Origin of the sequence: Bacteroides sp. AF39-11AC, from assembly GCF_003474285.1 — a bacterium.
Classification (GTDB): domain Bacteria; phylum Bacteroidota; class Bacteroidia; order Bacteroidales; family Bacteroidaceae; genus Bacteroides.
This window is the reverse complement of record NZ_QROH01000007.1, coordinates 396,771-420,277: the sequence shown is the minus strand read 5'-3', so window position 1 is coordinate 420,277 and position 23,507 is coordinate 396,771. Positions and strand designations below refer to the sequence as shown.

The window sequence follows — 23,507 nt, the reverse complement described above, 5'->3', positions numbered from 1 at the left end:
CAAAAGACAGGATAGTCTTTTGACGCATTTCTATTTATGGCTTTACCCTCTTATCAGAAGCGTGGCTTCACATATTTATCCTGAGAGGACGTAAAGTGCAATCCCGGTATGCTGTTACTCTTTCTTGGGAAGCTGATGGACTTGATAAGCGAATAATCATCCGCATCCAGTGCATAATATTCGTCCGCATCGGCTGTTTTCACACAAACCGTCCAGTCGAACATATTTCCGAAGACAGACAGGGCATCCTCTTCAGGGTTGAAGGAAGGAACTCCGGTCTTGATCACATCATACGTCTTATTGTTCAGCACATAGAAGTTGTTATCCACATCCGTCAGGAAACCCAGCGTCTTGCGGTCCTTGAACTCCGTGATGAAAAGATACTTCGCATTTAAGCCTTCCGGCAGGGAAATAGCACGCACATACGGGCGTCCTTTCGTCTGTTTCAGATGGAAAAGTTTTCCCTCATTATCCAGAATCAGATAGCCTTCATCGTACTCCTTGCGAGTAGTGGGATTACCGGCCAATCGGCGGGCAGGGAATTTAAACCCTTTCTTCACCATAGCCTCTGTGAACAGTTGGCTTTTGTCCGTATCTACCGTATTGGTTTTCATACCGATAAATTCAATACCTTTCGAGGTGACGCGGAATACATCATCGGGCATACTCAGGTCCACACGTCCCGACATACTTTCCAGCAAAGGATAAAGCTCTATCTTGGAGGCATTGATATCCGAAGCTGCCGAGCGGAAGCTGAAATTTGTAAGCTGCACTTCGCGCGGAGTGACGGCAACACCATTGATGCTGTCCGGAAACCGCTCATCCGCCATAAGCTGGCGCATGTAGAAGAACGGGAGAATACTGTCCGTCTGCTCCTGTGTATATACGTTGCCGGACTGGTCGCGTCGTACCACGCCTTTACCGTCTTCATTGCCCATGGAGAGGAAGTCGCCGAGGACACTGCTGTACATGGAGAAAGGAACCTTCGATGGCTTTGCCGCAAAGAAAGAATAACACCAAGGCAACTGCCAGATAATGAGCAATGCAATGGTGATGTATAAGAATATTTGACTAAAACGTTTCATTGTCTTTTTCGTTCTTAATAGTGAATGTATAACCTGTTAATCTTGTTCTCCTGCCTTGAACCGTGCAATGGAAAGCCATGAGAGACTTGCCGTGAGCAGGGTGTAGATTGCCAGCCAGGGCAGGAAAGCGTTGTAGGCTTCCGGTGCCGGAGCCAGGAAGAAGATACGCAACAGCAATACAGAGATTACCAGATTGAGGACGCGGCGTTTCCAGGTCGGTTCCAGGCATATCCATGAAATCAGAAGATAAGCGGCAATACCTGCCAGATACCAGGGAAGAGCTGTCAGCAGAATCCGCGAATAAAGTTCCGGAGCCAGGACGCCTTGCATGTAAACCGTCATCAGCAGGTAGTTGGCGGCAAAACAGATAAGTAACACTACCAGTCCGTAGAGCAGCATCAGGTTAATCATCCGCAGTTGCGGGTAGGGCAGATGCAATGTCAGTTTCAGGCATTTATGGTGCATTTCGGGTACGAATTGTACCAGAGCAAGCAATATCCCGACCAATAGAGGAATAAATTCCAGTAAATCCACGAATACGGTATCACGTGACAGCATAACTTCCCAAACGTGTTCCACGCCTTTCATGCTGGCAACACGGTTGATGCGCAACATCGAGTAGCCGGCAAAACCGAGCGTAACCAGCAGTGCAAGCAACAGATACCAGCGGGTTTTAATCCATTCTTTATAAAATATAGCGTTCATAATAGTTATTAGTTATTAATGTGAATCAGGAGTTGAAATTAACTCCTTTCTTTCGGGTTATGAACTAAATGATAAATAATCTTTTAGACGCAGATGACACGGATGACGCGGATCTTTTTTTTATCCACTTTTATAGTGCAGCCTTTTAAATCCGCGTTAGCCGCGTCTAAAAAATAATATACCGAATGGCGCTAATCACTTATCACCAAACACTAATCACTTTTATTCCTTTCTTTCCCGTTATGAATCTGTTTCAACTACTGATTCGCATTATTAGTATTTTCCCGTCAGTCCGATAAAGGCATCTTCCAGGTTTATAGTCTCGCATTTCAAATCGCTGTAAGGCATTTGAAGGGCTTTGAAGCGGTTTTCCACTTCTTGTTGAGGCAGGAACGAGAAGGTTTCCAGCGTGTTTCTGATAAGAGACGGATGGTAGAAGTCTTTATCTTCCGGCATCTTGTAACCTTCGGGCAACGTGCAGGTATAGCGGCGTATCGTGTCCAACAGCTCCTTTACGGGCTGCTGGATGAGGATACGTCCGTAATCCATGATGATGCAGTCGTCTACCAGACGTTCCATATCCTGAATGATGTGTGAGGTCAGGAAAACAGTTTTGTTTTCCGAGCGGGCATAGTCACGCAGATAGTCCACGAAGAGGCGGCGGTAGCCGGGGTCCAGGCCGAGAGAGAAATCGTCCAGTACCAGCAATTCCGGGTTTTGCGCCAGGATAAGTCCCAGTGCCACTTGCGAACGTTGTCCGCACGACATACGCGAGATGCGTTGCCCGGGAGCTACTTTCAGTTTGTCCATCAGGTCGTAGTACGCTTCTTTGCGCCACTGTCCCGGATAGAAAGCAGAATAAAACTTCTCGATCTCCCGGATGGTCATGAACTGATATTGCACGTGTCCCTCGATGAGCAGGCCGATGTTGCGGCGTGTTGAGGGGTGCATCGTCTGAATGTCCTGTCCGAAGATGGAACATTGGCCGGAGCGGGGTTTCAGGTAACCGCTCAATATATTGATCGTTGTGGTTTTTCCTGTACCATTCTTCCCCAGCAGTCCCAGAATGCGCCCTTTAGGCACGCTGAAGCTGAGGTTTTCGTAAATTAACCGTTTGCCATAATAGTGCGTCAGGTTATTGCATTCAATGATATTCTCCATTGATATCTTTTGTTTTTAGTATTGAACCTATTTTAATTACTCGTTAGCTGCATGGATTGATCCCGAAACTCCTGTAGGTAATTCTGTTTACCCCAAATGGTAACTCCATTTACACGCCGAGGTAAAGGCCGTTACATACCGAGGTAAAGAGCGTTACAATACGGGGTAAATGTCGTTACATCCTGCGGTAAATGCTTTTACCTCTTGTTGTAAATGCTTGGTAAATGCAATGCTTTGATAATTAGGCTGCTATCCAATGTTTATACCTTCAGGCTATATGCGAAGCTTGAGTCGTTTATAGAAATAGAAAAAGTAGCGGAATCAGTATACCTGCTGCAAGTTCTATACCTCCTCGTCCCCACAAGCCTTTTGGTCCTTTCAGCATCACCATTCCCGTGACGGTAATAATGATGAGTCCTACGGCAAACACATCTGCGAAGTGAGTCCACCATCTTCCGGGATTGTAATGCAGCTTGGTCAGGGCGCTTATCAACGGACGACGTGTCAGCTTCTCGTAAACGGCTTGCTTGGTCTGCAGATTGACCATCAGGTTGGAACCGCCTTTCAGGAATACCTTCATCTGGTTTTCCTTCGGGAAGTAATGTTTGGTATAGTTCTTTTCTTCACCGAGTGGTGCCAGCAGCTTCAGGACATCATCCTTTTTCATTCCGGCCTGCGGCGGCATCACTTCGGTAATGGTATATTCCTGTCTCTCTACCGAGTAATTGGGATTGATCGTATTCCGGTGGTTCATCACAATTCCGGAGATGGCATATATCAATACCATCCCCGAGAAAAAGAATGAGAGGTCCCGGTGGATTGTCCGGCTCCATTTCCGAAATGCGGTTCCCGCCTTACTGAATTTCATAGTTGGCGGCTTCCATATAATAGAATGACAGATAGGGCTTTCCTGATTCGGCCTGACGCTTGGCTATTTTGGCGCGGAAGTCGGCGATACGTGCTTCGGGCGTATTGGCTGTTTCGCCGCGTGCTTTCTTCTCAGTGCTGCATCCGGCTTCGCCTTCACCGTGCTTTTCGGCAGCGGCAGCTTTCAAGCGTGATTCCCATTGTTGCAGATAAGCTTCGTCCACACGTTGTTCTTTCAGGGTTCCGGTGACGCGGACGATGCTGTTGACACACTTCGTATCGAAAGAACCCAGTTTGGCTGCTTCTACACGGATGGTCTGTGTGTCGTCGCTACCCATCAGGAAGATTTTGGTGGCGCCGTGCTTGCAGGCATGTGTACATACGCCTTCGATGGTAACTTCCTGGTCGGTCAGTGACTCGGCGTTAGCCAGAAGATCGTCTATTTCCATTGCACCGGTGGTCTGTTCGGTGGTTGCGGTTTCTTCGGTGCTCTTCTGCTTGTTGCTGCAAGAAGTTCCGATAAAGAATAACGCCATGATGGCGGCTGCGATTGATAATGTTTTAGTTCTCATTGTTGTTTTTTGTTTTATTGTTAATCATTATTGTTGTTAAAAAGTAACTCCCAAAGTCCACGTCAGTTCATGGCGTTGACTCCCTTTCAAATATTCCACGTCGAATGCTTTAGTCATGGCGTAGCGGATAGAAGTATATCCTTTCATACCTTTTGCACCTATTGCATGCGCGTATTTGAAGCCGATTTCCCCTTTCAGCCGTTTGCAGGTAAGGTATTCAAATTCTTGGTACAGAAACGTATCCATACTTTTGGGGGCGGACTGGCTCTCCGACGGAGTGGCATAGGTTCCGTCTTTTAGGGCGTTTCCATTACCCGAAGCGTATGTTCCGCCTAAATATAGACTATACATATCTTTTGAGCGACATATGTTGCGTTCACCAGACAAATGAAATGTTGTGGAGTTGATATCCTGTTTCCGGTAATACGGATACATAGAAGCTGTAAGTTCTCTGCTGAAATAAGAAAAGCTGCCTTTTGCCACCCATGCAGGACATCCGTCTGTTACCAAAAAGTTACCTGTATATTCAGCACTCAGATTCAAAGTGGTCTTGTCTGTGGTATCCAGCGTTCCGTAATAATCTACATTATTGATACCACCACCTTCATTGTTATACCGATAAATATTCTCGAAATTGTTCAATGTTTCTTGTTGGAAATCAATGTGCAGGGAATGCAAATTTTTCCGTTCTTGTAAAGTTAGTGTTCCGTTATACGACAGTATATCAGACTCATGTTCGCTATAAACTACCGTGGCAGGAGATTTCTTACCATAATATCCACTACGTGATTTATAGGCAAATTCATTAAAGAATTGAAGTTTTGGAAGAATGTGCCATTTCAATTGTAAGGCTCCTCCATGGTATTCATTGAACAATGGTTTTTCTTCACCTTCTTTTGTATATCCGTTTTCTCCGAATTGTTCCATAACCCCGAAGAAGCCACCGTAACTGGTCAGTGAATTATATATCTGGTCAGTAGTGCCATACATATCCAGTAACAGTCCCTCCGTACTTCGGCGATAATAATAGTTTGCCCCCAACTCAATTTGTTTGTTGAGTAGATAACTTACTCCGACAGTCACATTCATATCAAGTAGTTTGTTGACATGACGCAAGTCCTTTTGCTTGGCATAATTGGCAGCAGTGTAATCTACCTTTCCTCCGATCGTTATCTTTTTTGAGAGGTCGGCACTGACGGCTCCTACCAGATGATAGTTTTCCAGCTTTTTATCTCCCCGATTTTCATCGGTGTATTCTACGATGTCGAAAGGAGTATTCTTCGGATTGATAAAATATGAACCACTCATATTTTTGCCTGCAAAGTTACGGTAGTCTACTTTCCCGTAGAATACTACTTTGGAATTGAGACGATAGAATGACTCCACCTGAGCACCGAATTCCAAGCTATTGTCCGACTGGAAATAATCAATAAATTCTCCGTTCTGTTTATCTACGTATACCTCTGCTGTAGTGATACGAGGGATAGACAGTGTATGTAGTCCGGCGGCATTTTCACTATTAAGCCAGGCTTCCGATTGCTTGATATACGGAAGATTCTTCCAGCCAATAGAGTCGGAATATTGCACTGCAAAGACGGAGCAGATAGCTCCGCTAAGCAGTGTGAATAGGAGTATTCTTTTATTTATAAGCATCAATACTGGGCTGTTTTCGTAGTTTAATTGTTCAAGAGAGGCAGTTTTAATCTCTCAAAGAAGCTTGTTTACGCTGGTGGAAATCATTTGTCGAATTATTCGTATCCTGGTAAATGATACGTGCTCCATTCTTCAGAGATGCCTCGGCGTCTATGCCACTTGGATCAGTGCTTCCATCTGTTCCATAATTATAGCTGTAAACCAGTTTACCACTATTTCCTTCCACTGCTTCGGTAGCTTGTTTGTCTACGTTACGGTATGAAGTGTAGCCCTGTGTATTGGTCAGGACTGTGTATCCAGCATCAATAGCAGGCGTCAGGCGCTTTTGACTTTTGGCGAGTTGTGCTTGACTGAAGACTTCAACCGCATCCAATATCCAGTCTGTAGGCACCTTTGCACAGCGCGATGCGGCACTGCCTTCTTTGCCCGCTGTATAATGGTAGTCGGGTGTACTGGCAAAGGCTTCTGGAGTTGTATTGTGAGTTGAGAAGATAAAAAATGCTGGAGAACTGCTACTTAACGCCCATGCTGTTCCTTGTCCGTATTTGTAAGCCATAAAATAGTTGGCGGTAGGAATACTTTCCGAAGGAGTGGGGTAATAGTTTGTCAGACTAAAATCTTCAATATCATACGTACAATAATCTGCATTGCTTAAATTTACAGAGTTAGAATAAGTTAATGTGTGGTTGATGGCTCCGTTCAGAGCTATAACCACTTGTTTCCCGGCTTCGATGGTTAAGTTTCTGGGCAAATACCAGATTCCACATCCGGCAGGAATGTAATTGTCGTTGGCATAGGATAGTACTCCGTTCTCATAATCATTGGTTGTAGCGTTTGCATTGTATGGGTTGACCATTCCTAAGCAGAAGTTCTCCAACGTAGCCGCCTGCTCTGAATTGTTATATAGTATAACATATTTGTCATATTGATAATTTCCGGAACTGTCATCTTTCTGACATCCGCCTACATACAACTCTTTGATAATAACTTGTCCTGATTTGGATTCTGTTAAGGCCACTTCTACGACACTGTCACCAGTCCACGTTTCCGTTACCGTGATGCCGCTTTTAACTCCGTTCAGTATGAAGGAGTAACCGTTTGAAACGCGTTTTTCGGAGGCAGAAGCTTCATAGATGCCTGCCGGTACAGTGAAAGCAGCTTTACCATTGGCATCGGTGGTAGCATCATAAGTAGTACCTGTACTTCCGGTCAACTTAACCGGAACTCCTTCTACTGCACTTAATTCACTTCCTGACGGATAAGCCAGTTGTACAGTCACCTGGTAGGTCTTGTAGGCATCATTCTCATCATCGCTGCACGCTGCGCAAAAGAGTAATACACTAAGAATTAGAAAAGCATACTTTTTCATTTTCATTTCTATTTTAATTAAACACTTATAATTTTAGTCTGATTGACAATCCGTAGTAGAACTGCGGAATGTATGAACTGTTGTAGAGTGATGATTCCTGATTGTTTTGTGATGATTTCACCCGCCCCATGTGGTTGAAAAAATTATTCGCATAGAATGAAATGGAGGCAAAATCTCCGATCTCTTTTGTCAGGTTAATGTTGGCGGAGAAATACGAGGAAATCTTGTTGGGGTTAAAATAGTAAGATGTACTCGATTTAGTTACGAGTTTTGCCAGCTCATTATATAACGCTGTGTCATTCTCCTTTGCCCATGCAAATTTCTCTGCAAAAGGTATCCGGGTATCCGGATCTTCCCACGTAGAGTAATAGAGCGGGTAAACAGCTACATATTTGTTTTTTCCGTAGATATCATAATCAGTACTAAAGTAATCTCCGGCATTCTCCAGGGCAAAGCCTCTACTTTCTCCGTTGCTGTATTCCGACAAATTCTTCTTATAATTATAGAAGGAACCTTCTATTCTCATAGAGAGGATCATTCGTATTTTGGGAATATGCGTTGTGATAGTCAGATTCATATTTAGCTGTTTAGACAAGCTGCCGTTAGAAACGGAAGCAGAAGCAGAAGAGGAAGTAGAGGTTATGGAGGAACCTCCATAATAACCCACATACTTATATGGGTTGCCATCAGCCATATTCGATGCTGAGCTTGGCATCCATGCAATCAGGTTTTCTTCTATACCTTTATAATAGTAATAATTTCCATCCAGGCGGACTGATGTTCTCAGTGCGGGGATTTGTGCGAAATCAATAATCCAGTCGAGTCCCATTCTTTCTACCGGTGAACCGTTTCTATATTGGATGTTCGATTTGAATGTATTGCGGGTATTATAAGATAATTCTTGGCTTGGGTATGCACCTGTTTTATCTGTAACAGTAACGATACCTGTCTGCTGGTCAATGCTGTAAACCCTGTTTGCCGAAGGAATTTCGCAATTATTCAGATGCTCTTGAGTAGTCAGATTATAAGAATAAGGTGTGTATACATTTGTACGCATGTATGGATTATATGTTTTGTTCCGGAAAGCTGATACTGAAATCCTTGTTCCTTTGATGGTGGCTTCCATACCTATCTCTGCTTGTCGGGTATATTGCCACTTCAGATCGGGATTATAGATGGCTTTTGAGGGAATCGTGCTGTAAGCATAGAAGGTGGTTCCGTCACTCATGGTTCCTGGAGCAAAGGCCAGTTTGTCCGAGTAAGAGGGTGATGGGTAAAGGACTTCAAATGAAGGTAGTTTTACGGATTTACCTACACCGCCATATACATTTAAATCGCTGACCCATTTATCTGCATTCTTCCATAATGTATATTGCGCATTGAAACGTGGAGAGAAACTATTTGCTGTTCCGTATTCGGAATTCTTGATATAGGTGATATCCGAACGTACTCCTGCTGTCAATTCCAGGGAAGAAGAGTTCCCTCCGAGAGGAAGTGTTATTCTATCTTCCAGATAGCCTGCTATATTATTAAGGAATGGTAATTCATCATAGCGATATTCACGCCAGGTAGGTGCATAGCGCATATCATCGTAATAGAGTCCCCGGCCTTTGTTACCGCTACTATTCAGTTCCGCCCCAAGCATGATTCTGTTGGAAATCTTTCCCCAACGTTTTGCCCAGTCGGCTTTTAGTTTCACTGCATAGCTGACAGGTTTGTTATCGGTATATGCCAGTTGATACCAGTATCCGGTAGGACTGAGGATAATTTCAGCATTTGGATTCTCATCATAGTTACTTGCTATGAAATATCCTTCCTGCGTACTATGAATAAGGGGCTGTGTGGATGCGCTACTTTTATTGGTGTTTACTTTAGACAGCTTGTCTGAGTATGACATGGAGGCTGTCAGTGAGAGGTTGGTTATCCATGGTCTGTTCAACAGCCAGTTCAGTCCGATGTTTCCGCGAAAAGTGTAATCGCGTGTTTTTGTATAAGTATCTTTAAAAGCATCCGGGTCGGCTTCAGAATTGTAACCACCTATGTTTCCGGTAAAGCCCGCATTCAGTGAAAGTGGACGCTGTGCTTTCCGGTTCAGGGTATTAGAGTAAGTCAATGTTAAAGAATTGCGATCATAGGCAGTATGTGGAGAGGCCAAGTCAGAGGTTGACTTTGTGCGTTCCAAACTGGTATTAATTGTACCTGCTCTGTCTCCAAGCAAAAAGCCTTTACTTATGGCAATTTGTTTTGTTTTAGGTTGGGTGGCCAATTCGATGATAAACGGTGTTTTCCCTTTCCGCGTATTTATTTTTACGATTCCGTTTGATAAATCTCCATATTCCACAGATGGAATTCCAGTAATAATTTCTACCGATTCAATGTTTGAAGAACTGATATTACGCAAGCCTGCACCTTTTGTTTCGCTCATTTCCGAGTTGTTTTGCAGGCGCACACCGTCTACTGTGACAGCAGTACCGAAAGAAGCATTTCCCATTTCGCTGCTTCCGCTTCGTAGAGCGATACGTTCGTCAGAGCTTGCCAGATTCTGGTCACCGGTTGATTTACCGCCCGGTAATAGAGTGCTGAGACTGCTGACATTTAATATTTGTGCATGATCCAGAGTGGCACGATCTATTGTATATGAAGTTGTTGGGTCACTTGTTTTTTTCTGTGCTGTAACCACCACTTCATTTAGCGTCAGATTGCTTTCCTGTAGTGTGATTAGTAGGTCTTCGATGTTTTTCTGTACATCTATATCCAATGTCTGCGTAACGTATCCCAAATATTGTGCAGTGATTTTTACTTTGCCGGCTGGTACTTGATTGATAGTGAACGCTCCTTTTTCATTACTAATGGCCCACAATTCGTATCCGGGCAAGTATACTGTAACGAACTCCATTGGAGACTTGTTCTTGTTATCAACAACCCGTCCCTTAATTGTATAATGCTGGCAGAATCCTGATTGTATAAAGCCTAAAGTGAAAAGAAAGAATAATATATATCTGTTAGCCATCGGGGATGTTATATTAAAACGGTAGTGCTACTACTATTTTTTTTGCAAAGGTAAAGAGATGGCGACAGGTAGGAAATCGCTATTTGTTGGTAATTTAAGGATGTCGTTGGGGGATGAAGTACTTATAAGTAGGTATTTGAGTTTCTGCAAGAAAATAGATGATAGGGTTGGGACTAGAAACGACAAAAGCCGTTCCCCAGAATAGACAAGTAGGGAACGGCTTTTATGTCAGTGTGCTTACTATTATTCAGCAGGCTGTGCAGGTGTTTCCGTTGCAGGAGTACCGTTGGCGGGAGCGTTGGCTGCGGGTTGTTCAGCTTTCGGTTCCTCTGCCTTTGGTTCTTCTGTTTTGGGTTCTTCCTTGGCAGGCTCAGCGGTTTTGGGCTCTTCAGTATTTCCCGTTGCCGGTTGTTGCTGTTGAGTTTTTACCGGGTCCTGAGCGTTTGCCACGAAAGAACCACCACAAACAAACATAAACAGGGCTGCTACTAATACTAACTTTTTCATAATCATTTGCTTTTTATAGTTATACTAAATATATATTTTATAGTTAAGGGTTTAGGTTTCCTTTTTTTGATTTAGGAAGCTTGACACTTACATAAAATATAGTTGCAAAGCACGTGCCAGTGAGAAGGGTAATCGGGTAAGTTGTTGATTATTAGTATTATTGAAGGTTTTGGAATATGTGGTACAGTGTGGAATTGTGTGGAATTGTGTGGAAAGTGTGGAATCAGGTGTGGAAAAATTCCACACTAAGGTGCTCTGTTGCATACCAAGTCCGTGTCAAGCCCGTACCAACGCCGTATCAAGTCCGTACCTATTCTAACTGTATAGATACGGAGTAGGTACGGACCTGATGCGGTTGGGAAACGGTGCGAAGAGCCTTTTTAGCTCTCTATTTCGTAAAGTTTTAGTTTATTATACAGGGTTTTGCGGTCTATACCCAACAGTTGAGCTGCCCGGCTCTTGTTATTTCCCGTTTGCCGTAATGCTTCAATTATCTGATGTTTTTCTGCTTCTTCATTACGCAATGGCAGACCTACGTGAGGATGAGTGATTTGTTGCAACTCGGTCAATTCTTTCAACGTGATAAGTTGGTCCTGCGCTAATAGGGTGGCACGGCGTACCACATTCTTCATCTGTCGCAGATTTCCCGGCCAGTGGTATTCCAGCAAAGCTCTGGATGCTGCATCATCGAATCCGATCAATTGTTTGTCCAGTTCCCGATTGGCTTGGTCGAGGAAGAAGTTGGCAAAGAGAAGGATGTCTTCTCTCCGGTCCTTGAGTTCGGGCATGCGTAGGGTGAACTCATTGATACGGTGGAACAGATCCTGACGGAAAGTTCCTTTCTCGATGGCTTGTTCCAAATCTTCATTCGTAGCGGAAACCAGGCGCACATCTACAGTGATTTCTTTATTGGAACCTACCGGACGGATTTTTCGTTCCTGCAAAGCACGTAACAGTTGTATCTGAACTTCGTAACTGAGATTACCTATTTCATCGAGGAAGATGGTTCCTCCGTTGGCTGCAACAAAGGCTCCTGTTTTGTCTGTCAATGCTCCGGTGAATGAACCTTTGACGTGTCCGAAGAACTCCGATGCGGCAAGTTCTTTAGGGATGGAGCCACAGTCGATGGCGACGAAAGGCTGTCCGGCACGCTTGCTGAGTTGATGGATACGGTGGGCTACATATTCCTTGCCCGTTCCGCTGGCACCATTGATCAGCACCGACATAGTGGTGGGGGCAACCAGTCTTACATAATTATAGAGTTGTTTGGCTGCATCACTTTCTCCTTCCAGATAGTCGGAAGACGGAGTGTTGCCTGCATTTTTTTGATGGGTACTTTCTCCTTTCCCGGAACTGGGGGCTTGTCTGGGAGAAGCAGCGGGTTGTTTCACAGCCTCACTTATTTTCTTTAGAAGTTCGTCTGGATTTACAGGCTTGGCAACGTAGTCGCTGGCACCTAATTTCATGGCTTGCACCGCCGATTGTATATCAGCATAGCTCGTCATCATGATGAGTGGAATGGACAGACCTTGCTCTCCCAACCACTTCAACAGGTCGATGCCGTCCTTGTCGGGCAGACGCAGGTCGGACAAAATCAAGTCGGCACCCTCTGTTCCCAAATGTTTCTGGGCGCGGGCGATACTGCTGACGGAAGCTACCTGAAAGCCTTTTTTGCCTAACCAGGTCTTCAGCATCATACCGTAAGTAATGTCGTCTTCAACGATGAGTATAGATTTCATTGCCTTATCTTTTGTCTCTTTTAAGACACAAAGGTAAACCGATTTGTCTGAAAATCGTATATTTGCAAACTTAATTTAAATAAAAAGCGTTATGAAGAGGAATTTCATCGTATTATTAACCATACTGATTTGCAGCGTTACAGCTTGCCAATCGGGACAAAAGAAAGATAGAAACATGGATCAGGAAACTAAATTGAAGATTGAAACAACTGCGGGTGACATTATCGTGAAACTGTATAATGAGACGCCGCAACATCGTGATAACTTCATCAAACTGGCGGAAGAGGGTACATACGAAGGTACATTGTTCCACCGTGTCATCAAGGATTTTATGATACAGGCAGGCGACCCTGAGTCAAAGAATGCTCCGAAAGGAAAGATGCTGGGTGCAGGCGATGTAGGTTATACTATTCCGGCTGAGTTTGTTTATCCGAAGTATTTCCATAAGAAAGGTGCATTGTCGGCTGCGCGTCAGGGTGACAATGTGAATCCGAAGAAGGAATCATCAGGTTGCCAGTTCTACATTGTGACGGGTAAAGTGTATAATGATACTACGTTGCTGGGGATGGAGAACCAGATGAATCAGAATCGTCTGACTACTGTGTTCAATGCTTTAGCACAGAAGCACATGAAGGAAATCTATAAGATGCGTAAGGAAAATGACCAGGATGGTCTGATGAACTTGCAGGATACACTGTTTGCACAGGCTGAGGCGGAAGTTGCCAAACAACCGGAATTCCACTTTACACCGGAGCAGGTGAAGGCTTATACTACGGTAGGTGGTACTCCACACTTGGATGGTGAATATACTGTGTTCGGTGAAGTGATCGAAGGCATGGATATAGTAGATAAGATACAACAGGTAAAAACGGATCGTAGCGACCGCCCGGAAGAGGATGTGAAGATCAAGAAAGTGACAGTATTGGACTAAACTGTTGGTGAAATTAGTTCAAAACAGATAGGTACGCGGACGACACGGATTAGGCGGACGTCCGCGTACCTATTCTTTAATTCCACCAATAAGTAACAATCGCTATTTTATGAAAATAAATAAATATTGTCTTAATAACGGTCTGCGACTGGTGCATTACCAGGACCTCAGTACTCAGATGGTAGCACTGAACATCGTCTATGATGTAGGTGCCCGAGACGAAGATCCCGAACATACCGGCTTTGCCCATCTGTTTGAACATCTGATGTTTGGCGGTTCTGTGAATATACCCGACTATGATGCTCCTTTGCAGTCGGCAGGTGGAGAAAACAATGCCTGGACGAACAATGACATTACGAACTATTACCTCACCGTCCCCAAGTCGAATGTAGAGATTGGCTTCTGGCTGGAGTCCGACCGTATGCTGGAGCTGGCATTCAGTGAACAAAGCCTTGAGGTGCAGCGCGGTGTGGTCATGGAGGAGTTCAAACAGCGTTGTCTGAACCAGCCTTACGGAGATGTGGGACATCTTATCCGTCCGTTGGCTTACGAGGTGCATCCGTACCGCTGGCCTACCATCGGGAAGGATTTATCGCACATCGAACAAGCTACACTGGAGGAAGTGAAATCATTCTTTTACCGCTTTTATGCACCTAATAATGCCGTGCTTGCCGTTACCGGAAATATATCATGGGAAGAAGCTGTTCGATTGACAGAAAAATGGTTCGGCCCGATTCCCCGCAGGGATGTGCCTGTGAGACAATTGCCGCAGGAACCCGTACAGACACAGGAACGCAGGCAGGTAGTGAAACGTCCTGTTCCCTTGGATGCGCTGTTCATGGCCTATCATATGTGTAGTCGCGGGCATCCTGACTATTACGCCTTTGACATCCTTTCAGATATCCTTAGTAACGGACGTTCCAGTCGCTTGAACCGTCGGTTGGTGCAGGAACAGAAATTATTCTCCGGCATAGATGCTTATATTTCGGGAACGCGTGATGCGGGATTACTGCATATCAGTGGAAAACCGTCGGCCGGAGTGTCACTGGAACAGGCTGAGGCCGCTGTACGTAAAGAGTTGCAGGAGTTACAGCAAGTGGCGATAGAAGAAAAGGAATTGGAGAAAGTAAAGAATAAGTTTGAATCCACCCAGATATTCGGGAATATCAATTACCTGAATGTAGCCACAAATCTGGCATGGTTCGAACTGACCGGGCAGGCGGAGGATATAGAACGTGAGGTGGAGCGGTATCGCGCAGTGACGGCAGAGCAGCTGAAGGCAGTTGCACAAGAGGCTTTCCGTGAGGAAAACTCGGTGGTATTATATTATGAGAAAGATAAATGAATAGATTAATTGCTACATACAAGGGGCACTATAAAGCCCTCTTTTACTTAGGGCTTCCCATCGTTATCGGCCAGATGGGGGTCATTGTTCTTGGATTTGCCGATACCTTGATGGTGGGACACCACAGCACGGCCGAGTTGGCTGCCGCTTCTTTCACCAACAATCTTTTTACACTTTGCATTATTTTCAGTACCGGTTTCTCTTATGGACTGACGCCTGTGGTGGGTGAATTCTACGGCAACCGTCGTTTCATGGAGGCCGGACAAGCTTTGCGTTCAAGTCTGCTTGCCAATGTGTTGGTGGCACTGTTGCTGACGCTTATCATGACTGTCGTCTATTTCTGTGTGGAATACATGGGACAGCCCGAGGAACTGCTTCCCTTGATAAAACCCTATTTCCTGATTCTGTTGGCATCCCTGGTATTTGTTATGCTATTTAATGGCTTTAAGCAATTCACGGATGGCATCACCCAAACACAGACAGCCATGTGGGTGCTTCTTGGTGGAAATGCATTGAATATCGTAGGTAACTATATACTGATTTACGGAAAGTTCGGTTTCCCGGAATTGGGGTTGTTGGGCGCGGGTATCAGTACCTTGTTTTCACGTATTGTTATGGTCATTGTTTTTGCACTGATTGTTTTCCGTAGTCGCAGATTCTTAAGATATAAGGCGGGATTCTTCCGCCTGGGATGGTCGAAACAAATGTTCAGAAGACTGAATGGACTTGGCTGGCCTGTTGGTTTGCAGATGGGCATGGAAACGGCTTCATTCAGCCTCAGTACAATCATGGTCGGTTGGTTGGGAACCATTGCTTTGGCGTCGCATCAGATTATGCTTACTATTTCTCAGTTCACCTTTATGATGTTTTATGGGATGGGGGCGGCGATTGCCGTTCGTGTCAGTAACTTCAAGGGGCAGAACGATATGGTGAATGTCCGTCGTTCGGCATATGCCGGTTATCACCTCATCTTGGCAATGGCAGTGGTGCTTCTGAGTATCGTGTTCCTATTGCGCAATCATGTGGGGAGCTGGTTCACGGATAGTGTGGAGGTTTCTGCCATGGTGTCTTCTTTGTTCCTTCCATTTTTGGTTTATCAGTTTGGTGATGGTCTGCAAATCAGCTTTGCCAATGCCCTGCGCGGTATTGCGGACGTAAAACCGATGATGTTCATTGCATTTATTTCCTATTTTGTTATATCTTTGCCTGTAGGATACCTATGTGGTTTCGTACTGGGTTGGGGTACGGTTGGTGTATGGATGGCTTTCCCATTCGGACTGACGAGTGCAGGTATTATGCTTTGGCTGCGTTTCCGTTATAAAACGAGATGAGGGAAAGTGATATTAACCCCCTGTCACTATAATAATATAAAGTATGAACAATGTCTCCAAGAAGAAGATAGCTGCCGGTTATGTGGTCCTGTTGGCAGTCTTGTTTTATTCCCTGTTCTTCGTGCGTCGGGAAATGGAGAACCTTATGAGCTCGGATAATAGCGATATCTTGCGTACAGATAGTCTGATAGGGCTTTTGCGGGAAAAAGATGCTAATACGGTCCGCTTATTGCGTACGTTGAGCGAAGCCAATGACAGCATGATTTCCGCTCGAGAGGTGGAACAGATTATAGCTGAACAGGATACCATTATCACCCAACAGCGTGTGCAACGTCGTGTTACTGCCCGTCGTGATACCGTTGTGACACAACCTAAGAAGAAAGGTTTCTTCCGCCGTCTGGGAGAAGTTTTCGTTCCACCACGCAAAGATTCTGCTGTCCAGGTACAAACTACCCTTGAAGTTGCTACGGATACTGTGCTTGATGCCTATAATCCTGTTGATTCCCTGCACGCGAAATTACGTACTGTTGCCCAGCAAAAGAAAGCAACTAATAGTGTGATGCAGCGTCGTAAGCGAATTTTGCAACGCCTTGATCATGCGCTGAGTGCTCGTATTGATAGTCTTTTGAAAGGATATGAACAGGAAACTCTGCTGCGTGCCCGTGAAGAGGCTGAGTATCAGAAAGCAGTACGATATCGTTCTGCTACGATTATTTCAGGCATTGCTGCGGGGGCTGTTGTGTTGTCCGTTATCTTTCTTGTCATGATTTGGCGGGATGTTACCCGTAGTAACCGTTATCGGCGTCAATTGGAAGAGGCCAATCGTTTTGCCGAAGAGTTGCTTGCCTCCCGCGAAAAGCTGATGCTTGCCATTACTCATGACTTCAAGGCTCCCTTAGGTTCTATCATGGGGTATGCTGATTTGCTCTCCCGGCTCACTGTCGACGGACGGCAACGCTTTTATCTGGACAACATGAAAACCTCCTCGGAGCACCTGCTGAAACTTGTTACCGATTTGCTCGATTTTCATCGCCTCGACTTGCATAAAGCTGAGATAAACCGTGTTACTTTCCATCCTGCACACCTGCTGGAAGAAATATACGTCAGCTTTGAACCGTTGACTTCTGCCAAAGGATTGTCTTTGAAATGTGAGATAGATCCTGAACTGAAAGGAACCTTTATCAGTGACCCTTTACGCTTGCGCCAGATTGTTAATAACTTGCTTTCCAATGCAGTGAAGTTCACTTCGGAAGGTGGCATTACGCTGACTGCCTGTTTTGTGCCGAAAGGTGATCCGGCTTTCTCCGGAAATCATTTGAAGCTTTCTGTTATTGATACGGGAAAGGGAATGGAACCCGGTGACCGTGAACGCATCTTTCAGGAGTTTACCCGTTTGCCGGGAGCACAGGGGGAGGAAGGATTCGGCTTGGGATTATCTATTGTCCGTATGCTGGTACAACTGCTGGAAGGGCGTATAGAAGTGGATAGTGTGCTCGGAAAGGGGAGTACGTTTACGTTGCGGGTACCTTTGTATCCGGTGGCTTTGAATGATACTTCCGGAGTGAATGAACAGAAGAATGAAGATTCTGTTTTACCTGCTCAGACTTCTGCCTTGCATATCCTCCTGATTGATGACGACCGTATTCAGCTCACTCTCACTTCTGCTATGCTTGCACAGAGTGGTATTACTTCTGTTGCTTGTCTGCAATTGGATGAACTATTGGAAGCCCTCCGTACTGATACTTTCGATGTATTACTTACCGATGTGCAAATGCCCGCCATGAATGGTTTTGACTTGCTGAACCTGTTGCGTGCTTCGAATATTCCGCAAGCTAAGACTATACCTGTGATTGCTGTGACTGCCCGTAGTGATATGCAACGTGAAGAGTTTCTGAAACATGGTTTTGCCGGAAGCTTGCACAAACCGTTTATGGTGAATGAACTGTTTGCTGAATTGGATATTGAAAGGAGGGAGACAGATCTTGTTACTTCGCAGAATTACATAGAAACGAATGTTGTACAAACGGATAAGATTTTAACTGAAGCTGCTTCTGCATTAAATTTCTCTGCCCTCACCGCTTTCTCTGGCGATGATTCTGCTGCTGCAACATCTATTCTGGAAAGTTTTGTTACAGAAACACGTCTGAATGTTGAGCGCTTGCGACAGGCATTAAATGCTGAAGATACAGATGGAATAGCTGCCATGGGGCATAAGATGCTTCCTCTGTTTACTTTATTGGGAGCTAATGAACTTGTTGCTTTATTGAAAGAACTTGAAGCCTCACGCGGACAAGTATTCAGTGAAAAGATAAAAGAGAAATCTTTCTCAGCACTTGCTCAGATTGAAGATATCGTAGCGCAGGTAGAGGAATAAATAGCCTTTTTGTCTTCTACATCAACCAAATGTCGTTAGAATTTGTTTACTTTGTAACGATTTTAACACTGACTATCGATTGATGTCCTAATGAGAAGAAAATGGCTGAAATGGGTGGTGTGGATACTGCTCACCCCTATAATATTGTTTGTAATACTGATGGTATTGCTTTATATTCCTCCCGTACAGAACCTGATACGGAAGCAAGCTACTGCCATCGCATCCGAGGCAACGGGTATGGATATATCTGTTGAACGTATCGACCTCCGCTTTCCGCTGAACCTGCTGGTACGCGGTGTGCAGGTGATTCAGCCTGTACAGGCAGATAAACAAATTTCCTCTGCTCCCGGCGACTCCCTTGCCGTGAAACAAACTCCTGATACTCTGCTGACACTGGAAAGCCTGAACGTACGTGTGCAGGCATGGCCGCTGATACGTGGACAAGTAGAATTAGATGAGGTAACTGTGAACGGAGTTTTTCTGAACTCTGCCGATCTGATAGATGGTATTTGTATACGTGGTGTGCTGGGGCGCTTCTTCCTCGAAAGTCACGGTATAGACCTGAAAAAAGAAGATGCCGTCATCAACCGTGTGGAACTGAGTGATACTCATATGCTCGTTGTGATGAACGACACTACCACTGCCGAACCGGACACCGCGACTACTGCCCTTAACTGGAAAGTAGCCTTGCACAGGTTGGCACTGAAAAACGTTTCCGTCGATTTGCAAATGCCGTTGGATTCCATGCGTCTTGCTGCCCGTCTGGGCGATGCGGAGGTAGATGATGCGGTTGCTGATCTGGGCGGACAGATGTACGGTCTGAAGAAATTTGAATTGAGCGGTACTACGGTGAACTATGATACGGGTAGTCAATTGCTCAGTGCCATTAATAGCCTGATAGATACCGGTAGTCTTGCGGCTACTGATAGTACCGGTGTGAAACCTGCTCCCGGCTTTGATGCTTCGCACATAGCCTTGAGGGATATTCGTATTGGAGTGGACTCCGTGCTTTATCATGGACGGAACATCAATGCCGTTATCCGGGAATTCTCCATGAACGAGCGTTCCGGTCTGAGCATTACTTCATTGACGGGACGGGTATTTGCTGATTCCACTGTCATTCAGGTGCCTTCTTTAAAACTGCTCACCCCACATAGCGAAATGGATTTCACTGCCCAGACTTATTGGGAGCTGGTGGAAATTCCCACTTCCGGACGGCTCTCCGCCCGTTTCAATGCCCGCATCGGCAAGCAGGACGTGATGCTTTTTGCAGGTGACTTGCCTGATACATTCAAGGATGCATATCCTTTCCGTCCTTTGACTATCCGCGCCGGTACGGAAGGTAACTTCAAGCAGATGCAGATTTCCCGCTTCAACATCGATCTGCCAGGGGCTTTTACCCTGAATGGTGGTGGTGAAATATGGAATCTTACTGACAGTCTGACGCGCAACGGGAGCATTGATTTCGATATCCGCACGCAGAATCTGAATTTCCTTACCGGGCTGACAGGCGTCACTCCGGATGGCTCTATCGTAGTGCCGGACAGTATGCACTTGGCGGCACGACTTGGTTTGGATGGTCCCAATTACGATGCCAGTCTGAAGTTAAAAGAACGTGAAGGGGTGTTGACTTTGCTGGCCCGTTACAACACTTCTACCGAAGCCTATCAGGCAGACCTTCATGTGGATGCCCTGCAAGTGCACCACTTCCTGCCTAAAGATTCTATCTATAACCTTTCAGCCAAGGTTACCGCCAAAGGAAAGGGATTCGATCCCGCCAACCACCGTACTTTAGCCGCTGTACAAGCTTCTCTCGGCGAATTACAATACGGACACTGGAATATCTCCGGTATCGACCTGACAGCCGGACTGAAATCCGCTCTTGCCACTGTACGCATGACCAGCGATAATGCCCTGCTGAAGATGCAGGCGGATGCTGATATGCGTCTTGACCGTAAATATCTGGATGGTAAGGTTACTATGAATGTGGAGAATGTCGGTCTACATGAGTTAGGTATTTCTCCCAAACCATTGCAGTATCCTTTCGCTTTCACTCTCGGTGCCGAAGCGCGCCATGATTCTATCAAGATGAGCATGGATGCAGGCGACCTCGACTTTCAGTTCCGTGCCCGCAGCACCTTGCAGAAGCTGATGGATCAGGGTACTGCCTTTGCCGCACTTCTTAGCCGGCAAATAGAATTGAAGCAACTCGACCATGCGGAATTACGGAGAGCGCTACCCTCAGCCGGTATGCAACTGAAAGCCGGTAAGCAGAATCCTGTCAGTTACTTCCTGGCAACAAAGGATATTTCCTTTGATGATTTTATCCTTCGCTTCGGTACCACGCCCCGGCGCGGTATCAACGGGCGTACTGCCATACATGGCTTGCGTATGGACTCCTTGCAACTGGATACCATTTTCTTTGCCATCAGCCAGGACACTGCACGCATGAAGTTACAGGGGGGTGTTATAAACGGACCGAAAAATCCGCAGTTTGTCTTCCGCAGTACACTGACGGGTGAAATCCGCAACGAAGATGCCGAACTGACCCTGAATTATGTGGACGCCAAGGGAGATACCGGACTTGATCTCGGTATCAATGCCCGTCCTTTGATAGAGGGCCGGGGCCGGGGCAATGGCATTGCCTTCCGCTTGACACCTGCCGAGCCTATCATTGCTTACCAGAAGTTCCGTTTCGTAGACAATAGCGACTGGATTTATCTGCACAAGAATATGCGCGTTTATGCCAATGTGGATATGGACAGCGATGACGGACTCTGCTTCCGCATGCAATCTGACCGTTCCGACACCGTCTCCCTACAGAATATCAATCTGGAACTCGTTCGTTTCCGCCTGGATAAACTAAGTGGCATTCTGCCTTATATGCCCCGTATCACGGGACTTTTCTCTGCGGAAGCAAACTATATACAAACGGCAACCTCACTGCAAGTTTCCGCTGAAGCCGGTGTGGAAAAGCTGACTTACGAACAACAGCCGGTAGGTAACATCGGATTGGGCGCCACCTGGCTCCCGGGTGATAAAGGTACGCACTATCTGAATGCCTACTTCCGGTCGGAAGACCAGGAGGTAATGACTGCTGATGCCGTACTGACCCAGAACAACGGGCGCGATTCGCTTGAAGTCAACACTACTTTCGAGCACTTCCCACTCTCGCTTGCCAATGCTTTCATGCCCGACCAGGTAGTTACCTTTACCGGTGACATCGATGGTGGGCTCTATATCAGTGGTGCCATGGAGAAGCCTAAATTGAGTGGTGACCTCTCACTGGACAGTGTATCTGTCTATGCCCGTCAGGCAGGGGCACGTTATTGGTTTGATAATCGCCCGCTGAAGATAGAAGATAATCAACTTATCTTTAATAAGTTTGCTATATACACTACCAGCCGTAATCCTTTTACGATAGACGGGAACGTAGACTTCCGCAATATGGAGAATCCGACGGCGAAGCTGAACCTGCGTGCACAGAATTACACGTTGCTCGATGCTCCCCGTACCAAGGAAAGTATGATTTACGGTAAGATCTTCGTAGATTTGAATGCCACAGTACGTGGCCCGTTGGATGGTTTGACCATGCGTGGAAACATGAATCTGCTGGGCAACACAGATGTGACTTATGTGTTGACTGACTCTCCTCTGACAGTAGAAGACCGTTTGGGTGAACTTGTTACGTTCACTTCTTTCACGGACACTACTTCGGTGCGGGCAACAGAGGTACCTACCATGTCGCTTGGCGGTATGGATATGTTATTGTCTGTGCACATTGATGATGCCGTGCGTTTGCGTGCCGACCTCAGCCCCGACCGTAGCAGCCGTGTGGAATTGGAAGGTGGAGGTGACCTGAACCTGCAATATACTCCGCAAGGCGATCTTACATTGTCCGGTCGCTATACCCTGATCGGTGGTATGATGAAATACGCCTTGCCCGTTATTCCGCTGAAAGAGTTCCAGTTTGTCAATGGAAGTTATGTGGACTGGACGGGTAATCCGATGAACCCTTCGCTCAACCTGACGGCTACGGAACGTGTACGTGCTTCTGTGTCCGATGGCGATGATGGCGGTTCGCGCATGGTGAACTTCGACGTTTCCATCAGCATCAAGAACCGTTTGGAAAACCCTGATTTGAGCTTTAACCTGAGTGCTCCCGAAGACGCCACTGTACAGGGCGAACTGGCAGGAATGAGCGTCGATGAGCGAAGTAAGCAGGCTATCACCATGCTTGCCACCGGTATGTATCTTTATAACGGTGGAAAAGGTGGTGGTCTGACCATGGGCTCTGCGCTGAACAGTGTATTGCAAAGTCAGATTAATGCGCTGACCGGAAACCTGAAGAATGCTTCCCTCAGTGTGGGCATCGAAGACCGTACGGCTGCCGAAACGGGGGACAAACAAACGGACTACAGTTTCAGATACTCTCAGCGTTTCTTCAATGATCGTATACAGATTGTAATCGGCGGAAAGGTATCTAGTGGCGCCAATGCAACGAATGACGTAGAATCGTTCATCGATAATATTTCTTTGGAGTATCGTCTGGATAATAGTGGTACACGCTATATCCGCGTGTTCCACAACAAGAACTATGAAAGTGTGCTCGATGGTGAGATAACCGAGACAGGTGTCGGTCTTGTGCTTCGCCGTAAGATGGACCGCCTGAGTGAGTTGTTCATATTCAAGAGAAAGAAGAAAGTAGAACCTGTGAGCGAATAGTGTAAAAGAAATAACAATAGCGCAATTTAAGAATTAGTATAGCGCAATGCCACAACCCCATCATTCTCAATTCTCCTCCTCCCGGGAGGAGGAGTACCCGAAGGGGGAGGTGGTAGGTGCATCACCTTATAAT

Annotated in this window: 15 protein-coding genes; 5 read left to right on the top strand and 10 right to left on the bottom strand. The window is 45.8% G+C overall.

The window, feature by feature from the left end; translation table 11 throughout:
• Positions 1-53: 53 nt before the first annotated feature.
• The 10 genes from DW036_RS17355 to DW036_RS17310 form a co-directional block, all read right to left on the bottom strand.
• Positions 54-1,085, bottom strand: a complete 1,032-nt coding sequence (locus DW036_RS17355; RefSeq protein ID WP_118465494.1) for a DUF4857 domain-containing protein — start codon at positions 1,083-1,085, stop codon at positions 54-56.
• A 36-nt stretch (positions 1,086-1,121) separates the two neighbouring features.
• Positions 1,122-1,790 (bottom strand): hypothetical protein, encoded by a 669-nt coding sequence (locus DW036_RS17350; RefSeq protein WP_118465493.1) that lies wholly within the window; start codon positions 1,788-1,790, stop codon positions 1,122-1,124.
• Positions 1,791-2,063: 273 nt separating this feature from the next.
• Positions 2,064-2,951 carry an ABC transporter ATP-binding protein gene (locus tag DW036_RS17345; RefSeq protein ID WP_118465492.1) on the bottom strand — a complete coding sequence of 296 codons (888 nt, stop codon included), beginning with the start codon at positions 2,949-2,951 and terminating at the stop codon, positions 2,064-2,066.
• A 295-nt stretch (positions 2,952-3,246) separates the two neighbouring features.
• The gene (locus DW036_RS17340) at positions 3,247-3,819 is read right to left on the bottom strand and encodes a PepSY-associated TM helix domain-containing protein (RefSeq protein ID WP_118465491.1); all 573 of its coding nucleotides are present in this window, start codon (positions 3,817-3,819) and stop codon (positions 3,247-3,249) included.
• Positions 3,806-4,390: a hypothetical protein gene (locus DW036_RS17335; RefSeq protein ID WP_118465490.1), complete on the bottom strand. Its 585-nt coding sequence runs from the start codon at positions 4,388-4,390 to the stop codon at positions 3,806-3,808. The genes DW036_RS17340 and DW036_RS17335 overlap by 14 nt, the downstream gene beginning before the upstream one ends.
• Before the next feature lie 36 nt (positions 4,391-4,426).
• The gene (locus DW036_RS17330) at positions 4,427-6,043 is read right to left on the bottom strand and encodes a DUF6850 family outer membrane beta-barrel protein (RefSeq protein WP_118465489.1); all 1,617 of its coding nucleotides are present in this window, start codon (positions 6,041-6,043) and stop codon (positions 4,427-4,429) included.
• A gap of 46 nt (positions 6,044-6,089) precedes the next feature.
• Complete coding sequence (locus DW036_RS17325; protein ID WP_233560485.1) at positions 6,090-7,412, bottom strand: DUF4876 domain-containing protein; 1,323 nt, start codon at positions 7,410-7,412, stop codon at positions 6,090-6,092.
• A gap of 25 nt (positions 7,413-7,437) precedes the next feature.
• A complete protein-coding gene (locus DW036_RS17320) occupies positions 7,438-10,422 on the bottom strand; it encodes a TonB-dependent receptor domain-containing protein (RefSeq protein WP_118465487.1) in 2,985 nt (994 codons plus the stop codon).
• A 243-nt stretch (positions 10,423-10,665) separates the two neighbouring features.
• Positions 10,666-10,929, bottom strand: a complete 264-nt coding sequence (locus DW036_RS17315) for a hypothetical protein (RefSeq protein WP_021967645.1) — start codon at positions 10,927-10,929, stop codon at positions 10,666-10,668.
• 380 nt (positions 10,930-11,309) lie between these two features.
• A complete protein-coding gene (locus tag DW036_RS17310; RefSeq protein WP_118465486.1) occupies positions 11,310-12,668 on the bottom strand; it encodes a sigma-54 dependent transcriptional regulator in 1,359 nt (452 codons plus the stop codon).
• A 91-nt stretch (positions 12,669-12,759) separates the two neighbouring features.
• Between DW036_RS17310 and DW036_RS17305 the strand changes: the two genes are divergently transcribed.
• From DW036_RS17305 to DW036_RS17285, 5 genes are all read left to right on the top strand, one after another.
• Entirely contained in the window at positions 12,760-13,599 is an 840-nt protein-coding gene (locus DW036_RS17305) for a peptidylprolyl isomerase (RefSeq protein WP_118465485.1), read from the top strand.
• 109 nt (positions 13,600-13,708) lie between these two features.
• A complete protein-coding gene (locus tag DW036_RS17300; protein WP_118465484.1) occupies positions 13,709-14,944 on the top strand; it encodes a pitrilysin family protein in 1,236 nt (411 codons plus the stop codon).
• Positions 14,941-16,275 (top strand): MATE family efflux transporter, encoded by a 1,335-nt coding sequence (locus DW036_RS17295; protein ID WP_118465483.1) that lies wholly within the window; start codon positions 14,941-14,943, stop codon positions 16,273-16,275. The genes DW036_RS17300 and DW036_RS17295 overlap by 4 nt, the downstream gene beginning before the upstream one ends.
• Positions 16,276-16,318: 43 nt before the next feature.
• Positions 16,319-18,649 (top strand): hybrid sensor histidine kinase/response regulator, encoded by a 2,331-nt coding sequence (locus tag DW036_RS17290; protein ID WP_118465482.1) that lies wholly within the window; start codon positions 16,319-16,321, stop codon positions 18,647-18,649.
• 90 nt (positions 18,650-18,739) lie between these two features.
• Entirely contained in the window at positions 18,740-23,374 is a 4,635-nt protein-coding gene (locus tag DW036_RS17285; protein WP_118465481.1) for a translocation/assembly module TamB domain-containing protein, read from the top strand.
• Positions 23,375-23,507: the final 133 nt, after the last annotated feature.